We start from the raw sequence: 21,541 nt of genomic DNA, 5'->3' as shown, positions 1-21,541 counted from the left end.
GGCGTCGTCGATGCCCGCCCCTAGTATCTCCGGTCGGGGTCAGGATCCGAACAGGAGGGGTTGAAGAAGCAGTGGAATTCGCCGCAGGCGGACGACTCGAAGTCCGCATCGACGCCTCTGACGTGGGCAAACGCGTGTCGGTACGCAGCTTTGCGGAGCCCGCGTACGCGGGTGCGAAGTTCACCGACACGGTGGGCATTCTCACATCATGGGACGAGGACGGTCTGCTGATCACCCGCAGGTCCGGGGAGCGGGTCCGGATCGCGGCCGAGGCGCTGGTCGCGGGGAAGACGGTTCCGGCGGCGCCCGCCCGGCGCCGGGGTCCGGCCGCGAGCTTCGAGGAGCTGGCCCGGGCCGGGGCGCGGTCCTGGCAGCCGGTGGAGAGCGAGACGCTCGGCGGGTGGACGCTGCGCGCGGCGGCCGGGGAGGCGGACGCCGAGGGGCGCCGCACGGGCTTCACGCGGCGCGCCAACTCGGTGCTGCCGCTGGGCGAGCCGGGACTGCCGCTCGACACGGCGCTGGAGCACGTCGTGCGCTGGTACGGGGAGCGGGGGCTGCCCGCGTACGCGCAGATCGCGACGGGCGCGGAGGGCACGCAGGAGGTGCTGGGCGCCGCGCTCGCCGACCGGGGCTGGGTCCCCGAGGTGTCGGCGCGGGTGCTGACGGGGGCGCTCGCCCCGCTCGCCGACCGGGAGGCGGGGGGCGTCCGGCTCGCCCGGACGACGGGCCCGCTGTGGCTGGGTCTGTACAACCGCTCGGGCGCGCGGCCGGCTCCGGAGGCGGTCGCGGTCCTGGAGAGCGGACCCTCGACGTGGTTCGCGACCGTGCACGGGACGTCTGACGAGGCGACGGCCGAGGAGGGCGGCGGGGCGCCGCTCGCGATCGGGCGGTGTGTCGTGGACGGCCGCTGGGCCGGGTTCTCGGCGGTCGAGGTCTCCCCCGGGCACCGGCGCCGGGGCCTGGCGACCCGGGTCATGGCGGCGCTCGCGGAACGCGCCCTGACGGAGGGGGCCTCGGCGGCCTGGCTCCAGGTGGAGAGCGACAACGCGGGGGCGCTCGCGCTGTACGAGCGGCTGGGCTTCTCGACGCACCACCACTACCAGCACTACCGGTTCGGGGCCGCGGGATGAGGCGGGACGAGCGGCGGGAGCGGTTCGCAGCCCAGGCCCGCGCCGGGCGGCCGGATCTGGCGCGGCTGTGCCTGCTGATCGGCGCGGAGGCCGACGAGGAGCTGGACGAGGCCGCGCTGGACGCCGCCGAGGTGGAACTCGACCGGCTCGCCGGGCAGGTGCCGTACCGTCCGGGCGGCCCTGCCGAATGGGCGCGGGCGCTGCGCGAACTCCTGGGTGTCCGGGAGGGGTTCCACGGGCTGCCGAAGGACTACGAGCGGCTGGGCTCCTCGCTGCTGCCGGTCGTGCTGCGCAGACGGCGGGGGCTGCCGATCCTGCTGTCGGTGGTGTGGATCGAGGTCGCGCGGCGGGCCGGGGCCCCGGTGTACGGGCTGGCGCTGCCCGGGCACTTCGTGGTGGGGTTCGGCGCTCCGGGTGCGGAGCAGGTCCTGGTGGACCCCTTCGACGGCGGGCGCCCGCTGTCCGGGCAGGAGGCCGGGGACCTCGTGGAGCGGACGACGGGCGGGCCCCTGGAGCCCGAGCGGCTGCGGCCCGCCGAGCCGCTGGAGATCGTCCGGCGGGTGCTGAACAACATCTCGGCGTGGGCGGCGGCCCGCCCGGAGCGCGGCGAGGTGGCGCTGTGGGCGGTGGAACTGTCGCTGCTGCTGCCCTCGCACCCGGCCGAACTGCGCTACGAACGGGCCCGGCTCCTCGTCCGGCTGGGCGACTTCCTTACCGGGGCGGCCGAACTGGAGGCGTACGCCGAGATCGTGGAGCCGGTGTCCCCGGACACCGCCGCGCGGCTGAGGGAACAGGCACGCGGCGCCCGGGCACGGCTGAACTGACGAGCCGGGTGCGGCTGAACCGATGAGCCGGGCGCGTGGGCACGTAGGAGACGCGAGGCCCTGACGCGGTGGTTTCTTCGGGCGACGGTGGCCGGCGGATCCCGGTCGTTTCCCTGTGCACGGCCGGCGCGCGCGAACTCGACCGTGACGCGCCCCGATCCGGGGTCGTGCCAGGCTTCTTCGGCGGCGCGCACGTGCGAGGCGACGATCCCGCCCGGCTGTCCTGCCAGCGGGCCCGCTCGGCCGGGGTGCCCGCCGTTGGCGTCGGGAACCTGCCGGATTCCGGCCGCCGTTCTTGCTGGACTGGCCGTCACATCCCCTGTGACGGCCACGAAGGACGGCACGCATGCCCACCGCGCCCATCACCTCCGCCGAGACCTCGGCGGCGCCCCGTTCCCGTTCGCCCCTGGTCTCCTGGCTGGCCGTGCTCTCGGTGACGGCGGGGATCTTCGCGATCGTCACCACCGAGATCCTGCCCGTCGGTCTGCTGACGTCGATCGGGGCCGACTTCACCGTCTCGGACGGCCGGGCCGGGCTGATGATGACTCTGCCCGGCTTCCTGGCCGCGGTCTGCGCGCCGGTGGTGACCGTGGCCACCGCGCGCGTCGACCGGCGGGTGATGCTCGGCGCGTTCGTCCTGCTCCTCGCGACGGCCGACTTCCTGGCGGCGACGGCCTCGGGCTACTGGATGATGCTCGTCTCGCGGGTGCTGGTCGGCGTCACCATCGGAGGCTTCTGGTCCCTCGCGGCGGGGCTCGCCGGTCGGCTCGTACCGGCGCAGAAGGTGGGCCGGGCCAACGCGGTGATCTTCTCGGCGGTGCCCCTCGGCTCGGTGCTCGGCGTCCCGCTCGGCACGTTCGTCGGGGACCTCGCGGGCTGGCGGACGGCGTTCCTCGTTCTGGGCGCCTTCAGCCTCGCGGTGTTCGTGGCGCTGCTCGCGGTGGTGCCCGCGCTCCCGGCCACCCGGGCGACCCGCCCGGACGTGCTCGGCGCCGTGTTGCGCGGCACCGGCACCCGGTTCGCCCTGGTGCTGACGTTCCTCGTGGTCCTGGCCCACTTCGGCACCTACACCTACGTCACTCCCTTCCTGGAGCGGGTGACCCAGGCGCGCTCCGGACTCGTCACGGCCTGTCTGCTCATCTACGGAGTCGCGGGCGTCGTCGGCAACTTCCTCGGCGGGGCCACCGTGCACCGGTATCCCCGGGCCACCTTCGCGACGGCCGCGGCGATGATCGCCGCCGCGGTCCTGCTGCTGCCGGTGCTCGGCCGGGGGGACCTGGGCGCGGTGGCCCTGCTGGTCGTCTGGGGGATCGCCTACGGCGCCGTGCCGGTCTGCTCGCAGACCTGGTTCGCCAAGGCCGCCCCGGGCTTTCCCGAGGCGTCCTCCGTCGTGTTCACCGCGTCGTTCCAGGCCACGTTCTCCCTGGGAGCGCTGACGGGCGGCGTCGTCATCGACCACTCCTCCCCCGCGACCGTCATGACGCTCGGCGGCTGCGTCGCCGTCCTGGCGGTGTTCGTGGCCTGGTTCCACCGCGCCAGGAGGATCCCGTTCCCGGCCGCACCGGAGCAGGGCTGAACTGACGTACGCGGCGAGTTGGTTCAGGCGGCGGCCGGCTCCTCAGTGCGTTCGGCGTCGAGCGGGAAGTGGCAGGCGACCTGGTGGGCGGAGCCCCTGGGGGTGCTGACGGGTGGCTCGACGCGGGCGCAGATGTCCTGGGCGAGCGGGCAGCGGGTGCGGAAGCGGCAGCCGGAGGGCGGGTTGGCGGCCGAGGGGGTCTCGCCCTTGAGCGGGGTGCGGCCCGGGTGCGCGGCCTTCTCGGGGTCGGGTTCGTTGACGGTGTCGAGCAGCCCGCGCGTGTAGGGGTGCAGCGGGGCGGCGAAGACCTGTTCGGCGGGGCCGCTCTCGACGAGCTTGCCGAGGTACATGACGCCGACGGTGTCGGCGAGGTGGCGGACCACCGCGAGGTCGTGGGAGATGAACAGGTAGGCGAGGCCGCGTTCGCGCTGGAGTTCGCGCATGAGGTTGAGGATCTGCGCCTGCACGGACACGTCGAGCGCGGAGACGGGTTCGTCGGCGACGACGAGTTCGGGTGACAGGGTCAGCGCGCGGGCGAGGCCGAGGCGCTGGCGCTGTCCGCCGGAGAACTCGTGCGGGTAGCGGTGCACGGCGCCGCGCGGCAGCCCGACGGCGTCGAGGAGTCCGGCGACGGCCTCCTCCTGGGCGGCGCGGTCGCCGACGCGCTGGATGACGAGGGGTTCGCGCAGGATCTCGCCGACCCGCATCCGGGGGTCCATCGCGGCGGTGGAGTCCTGGAACATGAGCTGGACGCGGCGCCGGTGGGCGCGGCGTTCGGCGCGGTCGAGTCCGGCGAGGTCGCGGCCGTCGAAGCGGACGGTGCCCGAGGTGGCGTCCTCCAGCCCGGCGACGATGCGGCCCAGGGTGGTTTTTCCGCAGCCGGACTCGCCGACCATGCCGTAGGTCTCGCCCTTGCGCAGGCTGAGGGTGACGCCGCCGACGGCGCTCACGGTGCCCTTGCGACGGCTGAAGGGGCCGCCCGCGAGCGGGAAGTCCTTGCGCAGGTCGTCGAGTTCGAGGAGCGGTTCGGTGGAGCGGGCGGGGCGCGGCGGGGCCGGGGGCAGGACGACGACCTCGGCGGGGTCGGCGGCCTCGGGCGTGGCGGGTACGGGGTGGAAGCAGGCGAAGCGGTGGTCGGCGCCGAGCCGTTCGTCGTTCTCCAGCTCCGGTTCCGTCGTACGGCATTCCTCGGTCGCGAAGGCGCAGCGCGGGGCGAAGCGGCAGCCGGTGGGGCGCACGGTGAGGGCCGGGGGCAGTCCGGGGACGGTGTGCAGGGCGCTGTCGCGGTCGGTGGCGCGTTCGGGCAGCGCGGCGAACAGGGCCTCGGTGTAGCGGTGACGGGGGCGGGCGAACAGGTCGCGCACCCCGGACTGTTCGGCGACCTTCCCGGCGTACATGACGGCGACCCGGTCGACGCGGCCCGCGATGACGCCGAGGTCGTGGGTGACGAGGATCATCGCCATGCCGAGCCGGGAGCGCAGGTCGTCGACGAGTTCGAGGATCTGGTGCTGGGTGGTGACGTCGAGCGCGGTGGTGGGCTCGTCGGCGATCAGGAGCTTGGGCTCGCACACGAGGGCCATCGCGATGGCGACGCGCTGGCGCATGCCGCCGGACAGCTGGTGCGGGTAGTTCCGCATCCGCTCGGCGGGCTGCGGCATGCCGACCAGGCGCAGCATCTCCTCGGCCCGGGCGCGGGCCTCGGCGCGGCTCATGTCGCGGTGCAGCACGAGGGGTTCGGCGACCTGGGCGCCGATCGTCATGGTCGGGTTGAGGGAGGTCAGCGGGTCCTGGAAGACCATGCCGATGGTGTTGCCGCGCACGTCCTGCAGGACGGGGGCGGGGGCGGCGGCGAGGTCGGTGCCGTCGAAGCGGATGCGGCCGCCGGTGACGCTGCCGCCGGGCGGGAGCAGTCCGAGGACGCTCAGGGCGGTCATGGTCTTGCCGCAGCCGGACTCGCCGACGATGCCGAGGGCCTCCCCGGCGGCGAGGTCGAGGCTGACGCCGTCGAGGGCGTGGACGGTGCGCTCGCGCGAGGCGATGTCGACGTGCAGGTCCTCGATGCGGAGCAGGGGTTCGGTCATGTCGGGGTCTCTTCTCTCTTCCTCGCGCCCGTTGAGTGCCTACTGGGCGCCTGCGGACGCGGTCGCCTGGGCCTGCGCGGGGGTGCTCACTTGCGCAGCCGCACTTCGAAGGCGTCCCGCAGTCCGTCGCCGATGAAGTTGAAGGCGGCGACGACCAGGACGATGGCGATGCCCGGCGGGAAGATCAGCCACCAGTAACCGTTCTGGGTGTAGGTGAGCCCGGCGGACAGCATCGAGCCCCAGTCGGCGGCGGGCGGCGGGATGCTCAGGCCGAGGAAGGCGAGGTAGCTGACGTAGAGGATGGCGTCGGCGATCTGGAAGGTGCTGTTGACGATCACGGTGCCGATGGCGTTGGGCACGATGTGCTTGAACACGGCGCGCGCCCCGCCGCCGCCCATCATCCGCATGGCCTGGACGTACTCGCGGTTGCGCAGGCTCAGCGCCTCGCCGCGCACGAGGCGGGCCGGGGAGAGCCAGGCGACGGCGGCGATGATCAGGATCAGCACGCCCTTGGTGGGGGTGATGATCGCGGCGACGACGACGAGCAGGAACATCGCGGGGATCGCGAGGGCCGCGTCGGTGATCCGCATCATGACGGCGTCGACCCAGCCGCCGAAGTAACCGGCGACCGCCCCGTAGACCGTCCCGAAGACGGTGGCCAGGAGCCCGGCGGCGAGCCCCACTTCGAGGGAGGTGCGGCCGGCGACCATGAGGCGGCCGACCATGTCGTAGCCGAGGTCGGTGGTGCCCAGGAGGTGGTCGGCGCCCGGGCCCCGGTTGGCCTGGCCGAGGTCGGTGTGGATCTGCTCGGTGGGGTGGATGAGCGGGCCGAGGTAGCAGAAGGCCAGCAGCAGCACGAGGACGACGACGCCGGCGAGGGCCAGCTTGTTGTCGGTGAAGACGTTCAGGGTGCGGCGGGCCAGCGAGGGCGTGGCCTGTCCGGCCTCCTCGTGCCCGGGGGCGGGAGCGGGGACGGGGGCGGTCGCGGTGCTCATGCCACGCTCCGTATCCGGGGGTCGAGGAGGGCGTACAGGATGTCGGTGACGAGGGAGCCGATGACGGTGGCGACCCCGACGACGAGGGTCACGCCGAGCAGGACGGGGAAGTCGGAGCCCTGCGCCGCGTTCCAGAACAGCAGCCCCATACCGGGGTAGTTGAACATCGACTCGACGACGAGGGCGCCGCTGAACAGCGTCGGCAGGTACAGCCCGAGGAGGGTCGCGAGCGGGATCAGCGCGTTGCGCAGGACGTGCCGGGCCATGATGCGGCGGCCGGACTGGCCCTTGGCCATCGCGGTGCGGACGTAGTCCTCGGTGAGGTTGTCGAGGACGGCGGAGCGCATGTAGCGGCTGAACATCGCGATGACGCCGAAGGCCATCGTGACGACGGGCAGGACGAGGCCGCCCACGTCGCCGAGCAGGTCGGCGACGGAGTCGCCCTGCGGCGCTTCCGCCGGGAGGATCGGGAACACCTGCGCGAACAGGATGATCATGACGAGGCCGAGGAAGAACACCGGCGTGGCGTAGAGCAGGAAGGCGAGCCCGGTCAGGGCGTAGTCACTGGTCTTCCCGCGCCGCACGGCCTGCACGAGGCCCAGCGGGATCGCGATGACCACGGCGAGCGCGGTGGAGAGCACGGTGAGCAGCAGGGTCTTGGGCAGCCGCTGCCTGAGCAGGTCGAAGACGGGCGAGTTGAGCTTGTAGGACTCGCCGAGGTCACCGGTGACCAGCCGCTTGAGGTACATGCCGTACTGCTCGTAGAGCGGACGGTCGTAGCCCTGCTGGTGGTTGAAGTGCTGGATCTGCTCGGGGGTGCCCTTGGGGCCGAGGATCGCGCGGGCCGGTCCGCCGGGCAGCATGTGCAGCAGGACGAACACGATCACGGAGACGAGCAGCAGGACGACGAGCGCCTGGAGGAAGCGTTTGACCAGAAAGCCGGTCACTGCGCGGCTCCCTTCGGGGTGTGCGCGCCCGGGGTGCCCTTGGGGCCCTTGGCGTCCTTGACGTAGTACCAGTGCTGCGGGGCGAAGGTGACGGTCGGGTTCTGCTCGACGCCGCGCAGGTCGTTGCGGATGACCGACACCTGGTAGGCGGGGTTGGGCATCCACATGACGGGCAGCTGCTTCTGCAGGTACTCGCCGTAGGCGTGCACGGCGGCATCGTCGGGCGAGTACTGCACGGCGCGGATCAGCTGGTCGGCCTTCTTGTCGCTGTAGTTGCCGAAGTTGGCGGAGGCGCCGGTGGAGAACAGTTGCTCGCCACTGGGGTTGAGCGGGTAGTACCAGCTTCCGGCGGTGCCGAAGAAGGACATGTCCCAGTCGCAGCCGGGGTCCTTCTTCGTGCAGGGCACGGAGTTGCCGAGCACCGAGTTGAGGGGCTGCTGCCGGATGGTGAGGTCGATCCCGGCGAGGCTGAGCGAGGACTTGAGTTCCTGCATCATGTTCGTCGTCTCGGTGGACCCGGACTGCGAGAGCAGGGTGAGCTTGAGCGGGCTGTTGCGCTTCACGTCCTTGCCGCACTCGTCGGCGCCGGTGCCCGGCCGCACGCAGCGCGCGGTGCCGTCCTGGATGCGCCACCCGTGGTCGGTGAGCAGCTTCTTGGCGGCGCTCACGGAGTACGGGTACGGGTTCTTCGCCATCTGCGGCGAGAGGTACTGGGTCTTCGGGGTGACGGGCACCGGGCCGAGGGTCTCGGTCGCCGAGCCCTGCCACACGACGTCGGTCATGGCCTTCTGGTCGACCAGGTGCTGCATGGCCTGGCGGACGTAGAGCTGGTCCATGAAGGGACCGCCCGCGCTGGAGTTGAAGTTGTAGACGATGTAGGTGGCCGCCCAGCCCTCCCACGGGTCGACGCGGTAGCCGCGGCCTTCGAAGGTGTCCTTCTGCGCCATGACGGACGGCGGGATGTAGCCGTAGTCGACGCCGCCCGAACGCAGCACGTTGTACTCGGAGTCGGCGGTGGTGAAGGGCTTGAAGACGACCTTGTCGAGGTGCGGTCGTTCGGAGGCGGGCCCGGTGTACTTCTCGTTGCGGGCGAGGGTGACCTGCCCTCCGTCGGTCCAGCCGGCCAGCTTCCACGGGCCGTCGACCGTCTTCCACAGCGGGTCGCTGCCGTAGCGGCCCAGGCTCTTGGCGTGCTGGGTCAGGCGCGCGAAGACGGCCTTGGCGCCGGCGGTGGTGCGGTCCCAGTCGCCGACCGGGCCGCCGTCCTTCTTGGCGTCCCACGCGTGCTGCGGAAGGGCGCGCATCAGGTAGAGCTGGTTGGCGGTGAACCAGTCCGGGTTGTAGGCGCGGTCGAGGTGGAGGCGCACGGTGTGGTCGTCGACGGTCTCGAAGCGCTTGACGTTGTCGGGCATGGTGCCCACCGAGTAGCTGCCCCAGTCGGCCTTGTTGGCCTTGACGAGGTGGAACCAGAACTCGATGTCGCGTGCGGTGACCGGCTTCCCGTCGGACCAGGTGACGCCCTCGCGCAGTGGGACGGTCACCGTCCGGTTCCCGTCGCTCCACTTCGGCGCGAGGCCGAGCGTGCTGGGCCCGTTCGTGGTCAGCTCGCCCTTCTCCTGGACGGCGTCGTACACCGGCATGAACAGCAGCGACTGGATCCCGTAGTTGTACGAGGCGCCGTAGCCGGGCGCGCCGATCGGGAAGATCCAGTTGGGGGTCGCGGCGGGCGGCAGCGCCATGGTCGCGGTGCCGCCCTCGACGGGGGTGCCACCGGTCGGGGCCATGTCGATGCGCCCGCCGTCCTGCGTGCAGCCGGTGACGGCCAAGAGGCCCAGCGCCGCGAGCGCCGCGGGTATGAGGGCGCGGCGCCGCTTGCCGGGCCGGTTGCGCCGAGAGCGCATGTGCGGGCCTCCAGGGGGGAAGTGGGTGCCGGCCCGGATGTGCAGCCGGGGTGAAGGCTGGGTGGGCGGCGCTTGAACGCTAGGTCGCCCGTTCAAAACAAGTCAATAGCTTTGTTCGTTACAAGCAGGAAAACCGCTGTGACCTTTATTGGCTTGCGACCGTTTTACGGTGCTTTACGGGATATGCGCAGAGGCGAACTTCAGCCAGACCCTGTTCACTTCGGACATGACCCCCTAGTCTTCGTTGCGAATCGAAGGAAGTGACCGAACCAACCGGCCTAAGTGCGTGCGGCCGGGGATCAGGGCGGAGCGCAGTAGATGACAGCCTCAGCGGGCGGTACGGAACCGGCGGGCCGTGCGGGTCCCTCCGGTGGTGCGGGTGTGCGGGCGACGGCCGGGGAGGAGCCCGGTTCGCGGCGGCACATCCTGCGGCTGGTCTCCTCGGGCCTGGCCACCTCGCGCGCCGATCTGGTGCGCGAGCTGGGGCTCGCGGCGTCCACGGTCTCGGCCCGTGTGCAGGAACTCGTGGCGGCGGGGCTGCTCACCGAGTCCGGGGAGGGCGCCTCGCGGGGCGGCCGACGGCCCCGGCTGCTGCGGGCCCGCGCGCTCGACGACGTGGCGCTCGCGGTGGACCTCGGCAGCCATCACGCGCGGCTGGGCGCCGTCGGCCCGGACGGCGCGGTGGTGGAGGCCACGGAGCTGCCGCACGACCTGACGGCGGGCCCCGATCCGGCCGTCGACTGGCTGGCCGCGCAGGTCGCCGCACTCGCCGCGCGGCAGCGGGCCCGGGGCCGTACGGTGCGGGGCCTGGGGGTCGCCTTCCCCGGTCCGGTCGAGGTCGGCACGGGCCGCGTGCTGAGCCCGTCCCGGATGCCGGGCTGGCACCGGCACCCGCTGCGCGCGGTGCTGGAGGAACGGCTCGGGCTGCCGGTCACGGTCGACAACGACGCGACGATGATGGCGGTCGGCGAGCACGCGGTGGCCCGCCCGCACCTCGACCACCTGGTGGTGGTCAAGGCGGGGCGCGGCATCGGCTGCGGGGTCGTCTCGGCGGGCCGTCCGCACAGCGGGGCGACGGGTTCGGCGGGCGACATCAGCCATGTGCGGGTGGACGCGGCGCAGGACCGGCCGTGCAGCTGCGGGAACATCGGCTGCCTGGAGACGGTCGCCTCGGGCGCCGCGCTGGTGCGTGAACTGGCCCGGCAGGGCGTCGAGGTGGGCTCCACGACGGAGCTACTGCAACGCGTCGCGGACGGCGATCCGCAGGCCACGACGCTCGTGCGCACGGCGGGCCGGCACATCGGCTCGGTGCTGTCGGTCGTCGTCAACTTCTTCAACCCGCAGGCCGTGGTGCTCGGCGGCGCGCTGGCCACGGCGGAACCGCTGGTCGCGGCGGTGCGCGGGGTGCTCTACGAGCGGTGCCTGCCGCTGGCCACCGCCGACCTGGAGATCACCACGACGGTCACGGGCGCCGACGCGGGCCTGCTCGGCGCGGGCCTCACCGTCCTGGGCCGCGACCTGCCGCCCCCGGCCGCGCCCACCGCCGGCCCGCCCGAGGCCGAAGTGCCCCACCCGTCCGGCCCGTCCGAACCGTCCGAGGAGAACGCCCCCGTATGACCACCAGCACGACCGGTACGACGACGACCGAGCCCGCTCCCCCGACGCGCAGGCTGCGCATCGGGATCGGCGGCATCGGCATCGAGTCCTCGACCTTCTGCCCGCACCGCTCCACGACCGAGGACTTCCGCCAGACCCGCGGCCAGGCCCTCCTGGACCGCTACACGTGGACGCGGCCCGACTCCGACCTCGCCGATCTGGTCGAGTGGGTGCCGCTGCTGCACGCGACCTCCCTGCCGGGCGGCCCGGTCGAGGCCGAGTCGTATCTGATCCTGAAGGACGAACTCGTCACCCGTATCCGCGAGTCGGGCCCGCTGGACGGGCTCGTCTACGACATCCACGGCGCGATGAGCGTCGTGGGCCTGACCGACGCGGAGGCTGATCTGACCGAGTCGGTGCGCGCCGCGCTGGACTTCGTGGGGACACCGGAGGGCGGGCGCCCGATGATGTCGACGGCGATGGACCTGCACGGCAACGTGTCGCGCCGCTTCGCCGAGCCCATCGACCTGCTGACCGCGCACCGCCTCGCCCCGCACGAGGACGCGTGGCAGACCCGCGAGCGCGCCGCCCGCAACCTCGTGCGCTGTCTGCGCGAGGGCAGCCGTCCGCACCGGGCCTGGGTACAGGTCCCGGTCCTGCTGCCGGGCGAGAAGACCTCGACGCGCCTGGAGCCGGCGAGGTCCCTGTACGCCTCGCTCGCCGGGATCGAGAAGCTGCCCGGCATCCTGGACGCGGCGATGTGGGTCGGCTACGCCTGGGCCGACGAACCGCGCTGCGAGGCGGCCATCGTCGTGACCGGCGAGGACGCCGAACTGGCCACCGCCGAGGCCCACAAGCTGGCCCGCCGCTACTGGGAGGCGCGCCGCGACTTCGTGTTCGTCGGCCCGACCGGCACGGCCGAGGAGTGCATCGCGCGGGCGGTGGCCTCGACGAAGCGCCCCTTCCTGATCAGCGACTCGGGCGACAACCCGACGGCGGGCGGCGCGGGCGACCTCGCCTACATGCTGACCCGGCTGCTGGAAGACGAGGAGCTGCGCTCGGGCCGGGTCACGGCGGTGCACCCGGGCATCACGGACCCGGTGGCCGTCGCCGCGTGCTTCGCCGCCGGGGTGGGCGCCGAGGTGACCCTGAGCGTGGGCGGCAAGGTCGACCCGCACCACGGCGGCCCCTGCGAGCTGACGGGAACGGTCGTCGCCCTCCAGAGCGCCGAGGCCAGGCGCGCGGGCTCGGCGGGCGGCGCCTACGACCGCGGCTGCGACATGGCGGCGGTGCGCTGCGGCGGGGTCACGGTGATCCTCGTGGAGCGCCGCACCCCCTTCCACACCCTGGCGGACTTCACGGGCCCCGCCGAGGGCGGCCTGGGCATCGACCCGCGCACCTTCGACCTGGTCGTCGTCAAGATCGGCTACCTGGAACCGGAGCTGTACGACATGGCCGCCGACTGGCTCCTGGCCCTGACCCCCGGCGGCGTCGACCAGGACCTCCTGCGCCTGGGCCACCACCGCGTGACCCGCCCGCTGTACCCCTTCGACGAGGACGCGTACGAGAACGGCGCGGGCCCGGAGCTGAAGCCGGTGGTGCTGGGGCGCGGATAGCCGCGAGGGGCCGGCCGGTCAGTACGAGGGGCGGTGACGGGTGAGGGAGAGCCTGTCACCGCCTTCCCCTTCCCCTTCAGGCTTGGGAGTGCCGCTCCCCGGATCAGGGAAGGCACCGCTCATGAGCGCGAGGGAAGTCAGCGCGAAGGAAGCGGCCGAGGTACTGAAGCTCTCCTACGAGTCGTTCGCGCGGGTCGTGCGCTCGCTGGACGAGGACGCCTCGTGGGCGCCGAGCGGCTGCACCGGCTGGGCGGTGCGCGACCTCGTCTTCCACTGCCTGGCGGACGCACAGCGCGGGCTGGTCGCCCTGCACACCCCGGCCGCGGGCCCGGCGGACCGTGACGCGGTGTCGTACTGGGCGGACTGGCGGCCCGGCACCGTCGGGGCGGCGAACGGCCGCCGCCACGTGCGGGTGTGCGCGGGCATGTTCCGCGAGTTCGCCCCCTTGCGTGAGCTGTATCTGGAGACCGCGGCGGCCACGGTCACCGCCGCGGGCGGAGCCGGCCCGGACGGCCTCGTGGGCACGCAGGGACACGTACTGCGCGCCGGCGACCTGCTGGAGACCCTCACCGTCGAGGCCACGGTGCACCACCTCGACCTCGTGACCCACCTGCCGGGCGCGCCCGGCCCGTCGGCCGCGGGCCTGGCCCGCGTACGGGAGACCCTGGACGGACTGCTGGGCCACCCGGTGCCGGTGGAGTGGAGCGACGAGCGCTACGCCCGCGCGGCAACCGGCCGGACCCCGCTCGCCCCGGCCGAACGCGAACTGCTCGGGAGCGACGCGGAGCGGTTCCCGTTGTTCGGATAGGAGCGGAGAAGTCGGCGGAACCGGGACGCCCCTGATCGGGCGACACCTCGCGTTCACCCAGCGCAGCGCCCCTGCGACACCAACTGGGCCAGGACTCCCCCAACCGCAGTGCATCGGCTCATCGTTGCCTCAAGCACGCGCCGCGCGGGAGACGCAGGCCCCACCGGCCCGAACGCAGCAGGCCCGCGACCTCGCCACGGCCGGAGTCGAGGCCCCAGGAGATCGCCGAGCCCGAACACCCGCCCTTGTCCAGATCATTGACGCGCCCCGGCGCACTGGCTAGCTTCGTAGGGCTCTCCGCCCCAGCTCCGTCACCGTTCCCAGGCACCCCCGCCCCTGCCTGGCCCCCACCGCCCGGGAGTCCCCTTGAAGGCTGCGCGCAGCCCTCCGCGCCGCGAGGGCGACAACGTTGTCAACGAGATCGGCCGCGTCGCCGGCCATCGGGCAGCGCACACCGCCCCGTCCCTGGCCCACACCATCCGGACAACGATGTCGAGAAAGGTGTCCCCCTTGAGTTCAGGCACCACAAGATCAGGCAGACGGCGATCGGAGAGCAGGCGATCAGGCCGCTCCCGCCACTCCCCCACCCGCGTCCTGCTGACGGCCCTGGCCGCGGGCGCGCTGGTCGTGCCGGCGGGTGTGCTCTCGCTGCCGGCCTCGGCCGCCGCCGCCCCCGGCACCCAAGCGGACGCGAAGTCAGACGCCAAGGCGCCCGACTTCACCACCTCCTTCGAGTCCGGGCAGCCGCAGCCGGACTGGAACAGCACGGTGGAGACCGGCTCCGACGGCAAGGCCCGTACGTCGGGGATCTCCGGCGGGATGACCACCGCCGTCGGTTCCGGGCCGGCTTCCGGGTTCAACATCAAGCCGGACGTCGGCTTCACCGGGGCGAAGGCGCTGCGCTATTCCGGCACCCACACCAAGGACGGTGGGGTCTGGGCGTGGAACAAGCTCTACGACGTGGACATCCCGGTCGCCAAGGACACCGAGCTGTCCTACGCGATCTTCCCCGAGCTGAGCCGCAAGGACCTCACGTACCCGAGTACGTACGCGGCCGTCGACCTGCACTTCACCGACGGCACGTACCTCAGTGAGCTGCGCGAGCCCGCGCGGGACCAGAACGGCGTGGACCTGAGCCCGAAGGCGCAGGGGACCGGCAAGATCCTCTACGCCGACCAGTGGAACCACGTCACCTCCGACCTCGGTGCGGTCGCGGCCGGGAAGACGATCGACCGGGTCCTGCTCGGGTACGACGACACGCAGGGCAAGGCCGGTACCACCGAGTTCCAGGGCTGGGTGGACGACCTCACGCTCGGCGCGGCCACGCCGGACGCCGCCGGCGGTTATGCCGAGCACGTCGACACGCGGCGCGGGACCAACTCCTCGGGCTCCTTCTCGCGCGGCAACAACCTGCCGCTGACGGCGGTCCCCAACGGCTTCAACTTCTACACGCCGGTGACCGACGCGGCCTCGTCGAGCTGGGAGTACGTGTACGCGGCGGACAACAACGGCGACAACCTGCCGACCATGCAGGCGCTGGGCGTCAGCCACGAGCCGAGCCCGTGGATGGGTGACCGCGACCTGTTCCAGGTCATGCCCTCCGCCGCGATCGGCACCCCCGAGCTGAACCGCGAGAAGCGCGCCCTCGCCTTCTCGCACGCCGACGAGGTGGCCCAGCCGCACTACTACGGCGTGACGTTCAAGGACGGCATCAAGGCGGAGGTCGCCCCCGCCGACCACTCCGCCGAGTACCGGTTCACCTTCACCGGCGACAACGGCAACCTGCTGTTCGACAACATCAACAACGAGGGCGGCCTCACCCTCAACTCCGACGGCACGCTCGACGGCTGGTCCGATTCCGCGATCAACAACGGGGCCGGGGCCACGCGGATGTACGTGCACGCGGAGTTCGACCGCAAGCCCGGCACCGCCGAGAAGGTCACCGGCGAGGGCCGCGACAACGTCACCGGGTACGCGAAGTTCGACACCTCCTCGGACCGGACGGTGACGATGCGCCTGGCCACCTCCCTCATCAGCCTGGACCAGGCGAAGAAGAACCTGTCGCAGGAGATACCCGCCGGGACCTCCTTCGACGCGGTGCGCAGCGGCGCCGAGCAGCAGTGGAACGCCAAGCTCGGGAAGGTGGAGGTCGAGGGCGCGAGCCAGGAGCAGCTCACCACGCTGTACTCGAACCTGTACCGGATGAACCTGTATCCCAACTCGGGCTTCGAGAACACCGGTTCCGCCGCGAAGCCGGTCTACCGGTACGCGAGCCCGTTCTCCGCGCCCACCGGCGACTCCACGCCGACACGGACCGGGGCGAAGATCGTCAACGGCAAGACCTATGTCAACAACGGTTTCTGGGACACCTATCGCACCGAGTGGCCCGCGTACTCCCTCATCGAGTCGAAGACCGCGGGCGAGCTGGCCGACGGCTTCGTGCAGCAGTACAAGGACGGGGGCTGGACCTCGCGGTGGTCCTCGCCCGGTTACGCCGACGCGATGACGGGGACGAGTTCCGACATCGCCTTCGCCGACGCCTACGCCAAGGGCGTCTCGAACTTCGACGCGCGCGCGGCCTACGACGCGGCCGTGAAGAACGCGACCGTCGCCCCGCCGTCCGCCGGGGTGGGCCGCAAGGGCCTGGACACCTCGGTGTTCACCGGTTACACCAACTCCGAGCAGGACGGCAGCATTTCCTGGTCTCTGGACGGCTACGTCAACGACTACGGCATCGGCACCATGGCCGCCAGGCTCGCGGCCGATCCGGCCACTCCGGCCGCCGACCGCAAGAAGTACCAGGACGACTCGGCGTACTTCCTGGGCCGGGCCCGCAACTACACCACCGTCTTCAACAAGGACGTCGGTTTCTTCGAGGGCCGCAAGCCCGGCGGTGACTGGCGGGTGCCGGACGCGGACTTCGACCCCACGCAGTGGGGCAACGAGTACACCGAGACCAACGCCTGGAACTACGCGTTCACCGTGCCCCAGGACCCCAACGGCCTGGCCGCGCTGTACGGCGGCAGGAAGGGCCTGGAGGACAAGCTCGACTCGTTCTTCGCCACGCAGGAGACCGCCGTGGGCAACTCGGGCGGCTACGGCGGCACGATCCACGAGATGATGGAGGCGCGCGACGTCCGCATGGGCGAGCTGGGCATGAGCAACCAGCCCTCGTTCGGCATCCCCTACGCCTACGACTACGCGGGCGCCCCCGCCAAGACGCAGGCCGCCGTCCGGGAGATCCAGCAGCGCCTGTTCACCGGCAGCTCGATCGGGCAGGGCTACCCGGGCGACGAGGACAACGGAGCCACCTCGACCTGGCAGATCTTCAGCGCGCTCGGCTTCTACCCGCTCCAGGTCGGCAGCGACAACTACGTGATCGGCTCCCCGCTGTTCACGAAGGCCACCGTCCACCAGGACAACGGCAAGGACATCGTCGTCAACGCACCGGACAACAGCCGTGACAACGTGTACGTCCAGTCGCTGAAGATCAACGGAAAGGGCTCGGACAAGCTGTACGTGACGGGAGCGCAGCTGCGGGCCGGGGCCACCCTGGACTTCTCCATGGGCGCGAAGCCCTCCGCCTGGGGCACCGGCAAGAACACCCTGCCGGACTCCCTGACCCCGGCCGGTCAGCAGCCGCAGCCGCTGGGCGACACCACGGGCACGGGACGCGGAAGCGCCACGGCCTCCGGGGGCACGGACGTGGCCGCGCTGTTCGACGACACCTCGGACAGCCGGGTGACCTTCCCGACGGCGACGCCCACCGTCACCTGGTCCTACGGCGAGGGCGCGAAGCAGAAGGCCGGCTTCTACACGCTGACCTCGGCGACCAAGGCCGCCCAGGACCCGGGGAGCTGGACGCTCCAGGGCACCACGAACGGCAAGCACTGGAAGACGCTCGACACCCGGTCCGGCGAGACCTTCGCGCACCGGCTCCAGACCCGCCCGTTCAAGATCGCCCATCCGGGCGCCTACTCCTCGTACCGGCTGGTGGTCTCCGCCGGGAACGGGGACGGGAAGACCTCCCTGGCCGAGGTCGAACTGCTCGCCACGGGCGCGCAGGCGCCGAACGGGGGCAGCGGCGCGGCCTCCGCCCACCCGGGCCGCAAGTGAGTCCGTCCGCGGCCTGAATCAGCCGCCGGACGGGGCCGCGAGATCCGCGGTCCCGTCCGGCGGCCACCGGGGTCCACTCCGCCCACCGGCGGGGTGGACCCTCACGCGTTACAGCCAGCCCTTCTCGCGGGCGATCCGTACCGCCTCGGCACGGTTGCGGGCGGCGAGTTTCTGGATCGCGGTCGAGAGGTAGTTGCGGACGGTGCCGTGGGACAGGTGCAGGAGACCGGCGAGTTCCGCGTTGCCCGCCCCGTCGGCCGCCGCGCGCAGCACCTCGGCCTCGCGCGGGGTCAGCGGGTTCGCGCCCTCGGCGAGGGCGGCGGCGGCCAGGGCGGGGTCGATGACCCGCTCCCCCGCGAGCACCTTGCGTACGGCCTCGGCGAGTTGGGCGGCGGGCGCGTCCTTGACCAGGAAGGCGTCGGCGCCGGCCTCCATCGCGCGGCGCAGGTAGCCGGGCCGGCCGAAGGTGGTGAGGACGAGGACGCGTACGCCGGGCAGCGCGCCGTGCAGTTGCGCGGCCGCCTCGATGCCGGTCATGCCGGGCATCTCGATGTCGAGCAGGGCGACGTCCACGGCGTGCTCACGCGCGGCGGCCAGCACCTCGTCGCCGCGCGCGGCCTGCGCGACGACCTCCATGTCCGGTTCGAGACCGAGCAGCGCGGCCAGTGCCTCGCGCACCATCGCCTGGTCCTCGGCGAGCAGCAGGCGGATGGGGGGCGTGGTGGGTGCGGCCGTCATGGGGTCGAGCCTAGAGGCACCCGCGCGGTGAGCAGGAACCCCTCCGCCGGGCGGCTGCCGAGGCGCGGCCCGCCGGGGTGGGCGGGCCCCGATTCGAGGGTGCCGCCGGCCTGTTCGAGGCGTTCGGCCAGGCCGGTCAGGCCGTTGCCGTGGGGCGCGGAGCCCGGCCCCCGGCCGTCGTCCTCGACGCGCAGTTCGAGGTACGGCCCGTCCAGGCTGTGCCGTGCCGCGAGCGTCACCAGGCAGCGGCCGGCGCCGCTGTGCCGTACGACGTTGGTGACCGCCTCGCGCAGCACCCACGCGAGGGCCGCCTCCCGGTCCCCGTCGAGCGGCTCGTCCCCGTCCGGAAGCGGCACGTCGAGCGGGGCCTCGGGGGTGATCCCGGCGGCGCGCAGGGCCACGGCGGCCCCGGCGAGTTCGTCGCGCAGGGTGGGCCTGCGGTATCCGCTCACCGCCTCCCGCACGTCCGCGAGGGACTGCCGGCTGACCTGCTCGATCTCACGGATCTGCTGGGCCGCCGCCTCCGGGCGGACCTCGATCATGCGGCCCGCGAGTTCGCTCTTGAGGGTGATGAGGGACAGGGAGTGGCCGAGCAGGTCGTGCAGGTCGCGGGCGAGCCGCAGCCGTTCCTCGTTGGCGGCGAGCTGGGCGACGGTCGCCCGCGCCTGCCGCAGTTCCACCGTCGTGCGCACGAGTACGCGTACCCCGGTCATCGCGAAGCCGCCCAGCAGGGTCGGGATGACCAGTCCGGCGTCCGGGCCGGCGCCCGTCACCAGGGGCAGGACGACGCTGAGCGCGGCGGTCACGAGCACCGCGATCCGCGCCTGGCGCAGGGGCAGCGCCGCCCCGCAGGACACCGCGAAGTACACGAGCAGCACGAGCCAGGACCCGCCGAGCGTCAGCGGGAGCAGTACCGCGAGGCCGAACACGCCCGCGAGCAGGGCCAGGGTGCGGCCCGTCGCCGGGGGCTTCATCGTGTTGCGGGCGACGAGGACCAGGTACAGGCCGACGAAGGCGAGCAGTCCGGCCCAGCCGCCCAGCAGCGCCCAGCCGGTGTGGTCCCCGGTGAGCAGGTCGGAGAACGGGTCGGCGAGGAAGACCAGCCAGATGGCGATCCACAGCCACCGGCCGCGAACTTCGCTGCGCTCGCGCGGCAGGCGGCCCAGCAGCGACGAGGGGCCGGGCGACGGGAGCAGGTCCGCCGGCCGGCGCAGCGCGGCGCCGGCCCGGGCCGCGAGCCGGCGCCCGGGGCGGGCCCGCGTGGAGGGGCCCGCGCCGGGCGCCGGTGAGCTGGAGGCGTTCACGCCTTCAGGGTGTCCTTCCGGTAGAGGCGGGCGGCGCCCGCGACGAAGACCAGCAGGTAGGCGAGGAGGACCAGGACGTCCTTCAGGTGCGGGGCGCCGCCCGCCTCCACGGCCTGTCCGAGCGCCGCGTACGCCCGGGTCGGCATCCAGTCCGCGATGGCCTGGAGCCAGTGCGGGAAGTTGGTTGTCGGCAGCCACAGACCACCCAGCATCGACAGCCCGAAGTAGATCAGCATGGTGAGCGGGCGCACCGCGTCCCCGGTGGCGAGGTAGCCGACGGCGACGCCGAGCGCGGCGAACACGAGGCTGCCGGCCCAGATCAGCCCGAGCAGCGCGAGCCACTGCCAGGCGTCGAGCCGTACGCCCTTGACGGCGGCGCCGACGACGAGGACCACGAGGATCGAGGGCAGGCTGACGACGGCGGCCGAGGCCATCTTGCCGAGGACGTAGCCGTGTCCGGGCAGCGCGGTGAGCCGCAACTGCCGCACCCAGCCCTTCTCGCGCTCCTTGGCGATCTGTTCGCTGTTGCCGACCAGTACGGCGGTGAGCGCCCCGAACGAGGCCATCGAGACCATGAAGTAGGCGGGCAGCCCGAGCCCCGAGTCGCCGACCGTGACGTCCTCGCCCTGACCGGCGGTGATCACCAGGAACAGCCCGGCCGGGTAGATGAGCGAGAAGAACAGGAACTTCTTGTTGCGCAAAGCGCGGGTGACCTCCAGGCGCACGAGGGCCGCGGTGCGGGAGAGGGCGCCGGTGGCGCGCGGGCGCGCACCGGCGGTGCGCTCGGCGGGTCCGGCCGCCGCACGGCGCTCGTTCGCGGCAGTGGTCACCGGTTCCCCGGTGACCTGGTCCGTGCCGGCGTGGTCCGTGCCGACGTGGTCGGTGCTCATACGGTCGTGGCCTCCTCGGCCGAGGTGATCGCGACGAAGGCCTGCTCCAGTCCGAGCCCGGCCACTTCGAGGTTGCGCGGGTAGACCGTCCCGAGGGCGTACAGCGCGCGCACGGTCGCGTCGGCGTCCCGCGACTGGATGCGCACCGAGCGGCCGGAGACGTCGAGGGACACGAGTTCCGGCAGTCCGCGCAGGCTCGCCACGACCTCCTCGCTCGCGGTCCGCTCCAGGTCGAAGCCGATCCGGCGGGCCCCGGCCCTGGCCTTGATCTCGGCGGCGGTGCCGTCGGCGAGCAGCCGGCCGCGGTGCAGGACCAGGACCCGGTCGGCGATCGCGTCGGCCTCCTCCAGGTAGTGCGTGGCGAACAGCACGGTGCGGCCCTCGTCGGCCTGCTGGCGCATCGTCGCCCAGAACGCCTGCCGGGCGCTCACGTCCATGCCGGTCGTCGGCTCGTCGAGGACGAGGAGGTCGCAGGCCCCGGCCGTGGCGAGCGCGAACCGCACGCGCTGCTCCTGGCCGCCGGACAGCTTGTTGACCTTCTGACCGGCGATGCGGGTGATCCCGGCGGCGGCCATGACGTCGGCGACGGGGTACGGGCGCGGGTGCAGGGCGGCGGCGAGCTGCACGAGTTCGCGCACCGTCACCTCGTCCATCAGCCCGCCGCTCTGGAGCATCGCGCCGACCCCGCCGCGCGCGATGGCCTGCTCGGGGTCGGTGCCCAGCACCCGGACGGTGCCGCTGTCCGGCCGGCGCAGGCCGAGCAGCAGGTCGAGGGTCGAGGACTTGCCCGCCCCGTTCGGCCCGAGCAGGGCCACGGTCTGGCCCGGGTACAGGTCGAGGCTGAGCCCGGACACGGCCCGGACCTCGCCGTAGCTCTTGGTCACCTGGTCGAAACGTACGACGGGGGCGGGCTGCCCGGCCCGTGCGGTCGTACCGGTCGTTTCCTTCATGTCCACCAGGGTGCCCTCCCCGGGGCCCGGCCCGGCAGTGCCGCACGTCGTGTACCTGCGGTGACAGAT

Annotated in this window: 15 protein-coding genes; 7 read left to right on the top strand and 8 right to left on the bottom strand. The window is 72.7% G+C overall.

Annotated elements, in window-relative coordinates; genetic code table 11:
* The first annotated feature begins 71 nt into the window (after nt 1-71).
* The 3 genes from AB0J21_RS26355 to AB0J21_RS26345 all read left to right on the top strand — a co-directional run bounded on the left by AB0J21_RS26355 (nt 72) and on the right by AB0J21_RS26345 (nt 3,530).
* A complete protein-coding gene (locus tag AB0J21_RS26355) occupies nt 72-1,130 on the top strand; it encodes a GNAT family N-acetyltransferase (protein WP_363148594.1) in 1,059 nt (352 codons plus the stop codon).
* Nucleotides 1,127-1,954 (top strand): transglutaminase-like domain-containing protein, encoded by an 828-nt coding sequence (locus AB0J21_RS26350; protein WP_363148593.1) that lies wholly within the window; start codon nt 1,127-1,129, stop codon nt 1,952-1,954. The genes AB0J21_RS26355 and AB0J21_RS26350 overlap by 4 nt, the downstream gene beginning before the upstream one ends.
* A gap of 346 nt (nt 1,955-2,300) precedes the next feature.
* Nucleotides 2,301-3,530: an MFS transporter gene (locus AB0J21_RS26345; protein ID WP_363148592.1), complete on the top strand. Its 1,230-nt coding sequence runs from the start codon at nt 2,301-2,303 to the stop codon at nt 3,528-3,530.
* 23 nt (nt 3,531-3,553) lie between these two features.
* Here AB0J21_RS26345 and AB0J21_RS26340 read toward each other — a convergent pair whose 3' ends face one another.
* The 4 genes from AB0J21_RS26340 to AB0J21_RS26325 all read right to left on the bottom strand — a co-directional run bounded on the left by AB0J21_RS26340 (nt 3,554) and on the right by AB0J21_RS26325 (nt 9,454).
* The gene (locus tag AB0J21_RS26340) at nt 3,554-5,611 is read right to left on the bottom strand and encodes an ABC transporter ATP-binding protein (RefSeq protein WP_363148591.1); all 2,058 of its coding nucleotides are present in this window, start codon (nt 5,609-5,611) and stop codon (nt 3,554-3,556) included.
* Nucleotides 5,612-5,697: 86 nt separating this feature from the next.
* Nucleotides 5,698-6,606 (bottom strand): ABC transporter permease, encoded by a 909-nt coding sequence (locus AB0J21_RS26335; RefSeq protein WP_363148590.1) that lies wholly within the window; start codon nt 6,604-6,606, stop codon nt 5,698-5,700.
* Complete coding sequence (locus tag AB0J21_RS26330) at nt 6,603-7,553, bottom strand: ABC transporter permease (protein WP_363148589.1); 951 nt, start codon at nt 7,551-7,553, stop codon at nt 6,603-6,605. Before AB0J21_RS26330 ends, AB0J21_RS26335 begins: the two co-directional genes overlap by 4 nt.
* On the bottom strand, nt 7,550-9,454 hold the full coding sequence (locus tag AB0J21_RS26325; protein ID WP_363148588.1) for a peptide ABC transporter substrate-binding protein: 1,905 nt from the start codon (nt 9,452-9,454) through the stop codon (nt 7,550-7,552). The genes AB0J21_RS26330 and AB0J21_RS26325 overlap by 4 nt, the downstream gene beginning before the upstream one ends.
* Nucleotides 9,455-9,772: 318 nt before the next feature.
* Here AB0J21_RS26325 and AB0J21_RS26320 point away from each other — a divergent pair, with 318 nt between their 5' ends.
* The 4 genes from AB0J21_RS26320 to AB0J21_RS26305 all read left to right on the top strand — a co-directional run bounded on the left by AB0J21_RS26320 (nt 9,773) and on the right by AB0J21_RS26305 (nt 17,590).
* Nucleotides 9,773-11,071 (top strand): ROK family transcriptional regulator, encoded by a 1,299-nt coding sequence (locus tag AB0J21_RS26320; RefSeq protein ID WP_363148587.1) that lies wholly within the window; start codon nt 9,773-9,775, stop codon nt 11,069-11,071.
* Nucleotides 11,068-12,666, top strand: a complete 1,599-nt coding sequence (locus AB0J21_RS26315) for a M81 family metallopeptidase (protein WP_363148586.1) — start codon at nt 11,068-11,070, stop codon at nt 12,664-12,666. Before AB0J21_RS26320 ends, AB0J21_RS26315 begins: the two co-directional genes overlap by 4 nt.
* Nucleotides 12,667-12,787: 121 nt before the next feature.
* Entirely contained in the window at nt 12,788-13,474 is a 687-nt protein-coding gene (locus AB0J21_RS26310; RefSeq protein WP_363148585.1) for a maleylpyruvate isomerase N-terminal domain-containing protein, read from the top strand.
* Nucleotides 13,475-13,984: 510 nt separating this feature from the next.
* Entirely contained in the window at nt 13,985-17,590 is a 3,606-nt protein-coding gene (locus tag AB0J21_RS26305) for a GH92 family glycosyl hydrolase (protein WP_363148584.1), read from the top strand.
* Between the two features lie 108 nt (nt 17,591-17,698).
* Here AB0J21_RS26305 and AB0J21_RS26300 read toward each other — a convergent pair whose 3' ends face one another.
* The 4 genes from AB0J21_RS26300 to AB0J21_RS26285 form a co-directional block, all read right to left on the bottom strand.
* Nucleotides 17,699-18,328, bottom strand: coding sequence for a response regulator transcription factor (locus AB0J21_RS26300; protein WP_363148583.1), 630 nt, complete (start codon nt 18,326-18,328; stop codon nt 17,699-17,701).
* Nucleotides 18,325-19,497 (bottom strand): sensor histidine kinase, encoded by a 1,173-nt coding sequence (locus AB0J21_RS26295; RefSeq protein ID WP_363148703.1) that lies wholly within the window; start codon nt 19,495-19,497, stop codon nt 18,325-18,327. The genes AB0J21_RS26300 and AB0J21_RS26295 overlap by 4 nt, the downstream gene beginning before the upstream one ends.
* Nucleotides 19,498-19,628: 131 nt before the next feature.
* Nucleotides 19,629-20,522: an ABC transporter permease gene (locus AB0J21_RS26290; RefSeq protein ID WP_363148582.1), complete on the bottom strand. Its 894-nt coding sequence runs from the start codon at nt 20,520-20,522 to the stop codon at nt 19,629-19,631.
* Nucleotides 20,519-21,472: an ABC transporter ATP-binding protein gene (locus AB0J21_RS26285; RefSeq protein WP_363148581.1), complete on the bottom strand. Its 954-nt coding sequence runs from the start codon at nt 21,470-21,472 to the stop codon at nt 20,519-20,521. Before AB0J21_RS26285 ends, AB0J21_RS26290 begins: the two co-directional genes overlap by 4 nt.
* Nucleotides 21,473-21,541 lie beyond the last annotated feature (69 nt).

It is taken from the genome of Streptomyces sp. NPDC049954, assembly GCF_040656295.1.
GTDB lineage: Bacteria > Actinomycetota > Actinomycetes > Streptomycetales > Streptomycetaceae > Streptomyces.
Note: the sequence above shows the minus strand (reverse complement) of the source record. Positions and strands in the feature narration are given on the sequence as shown.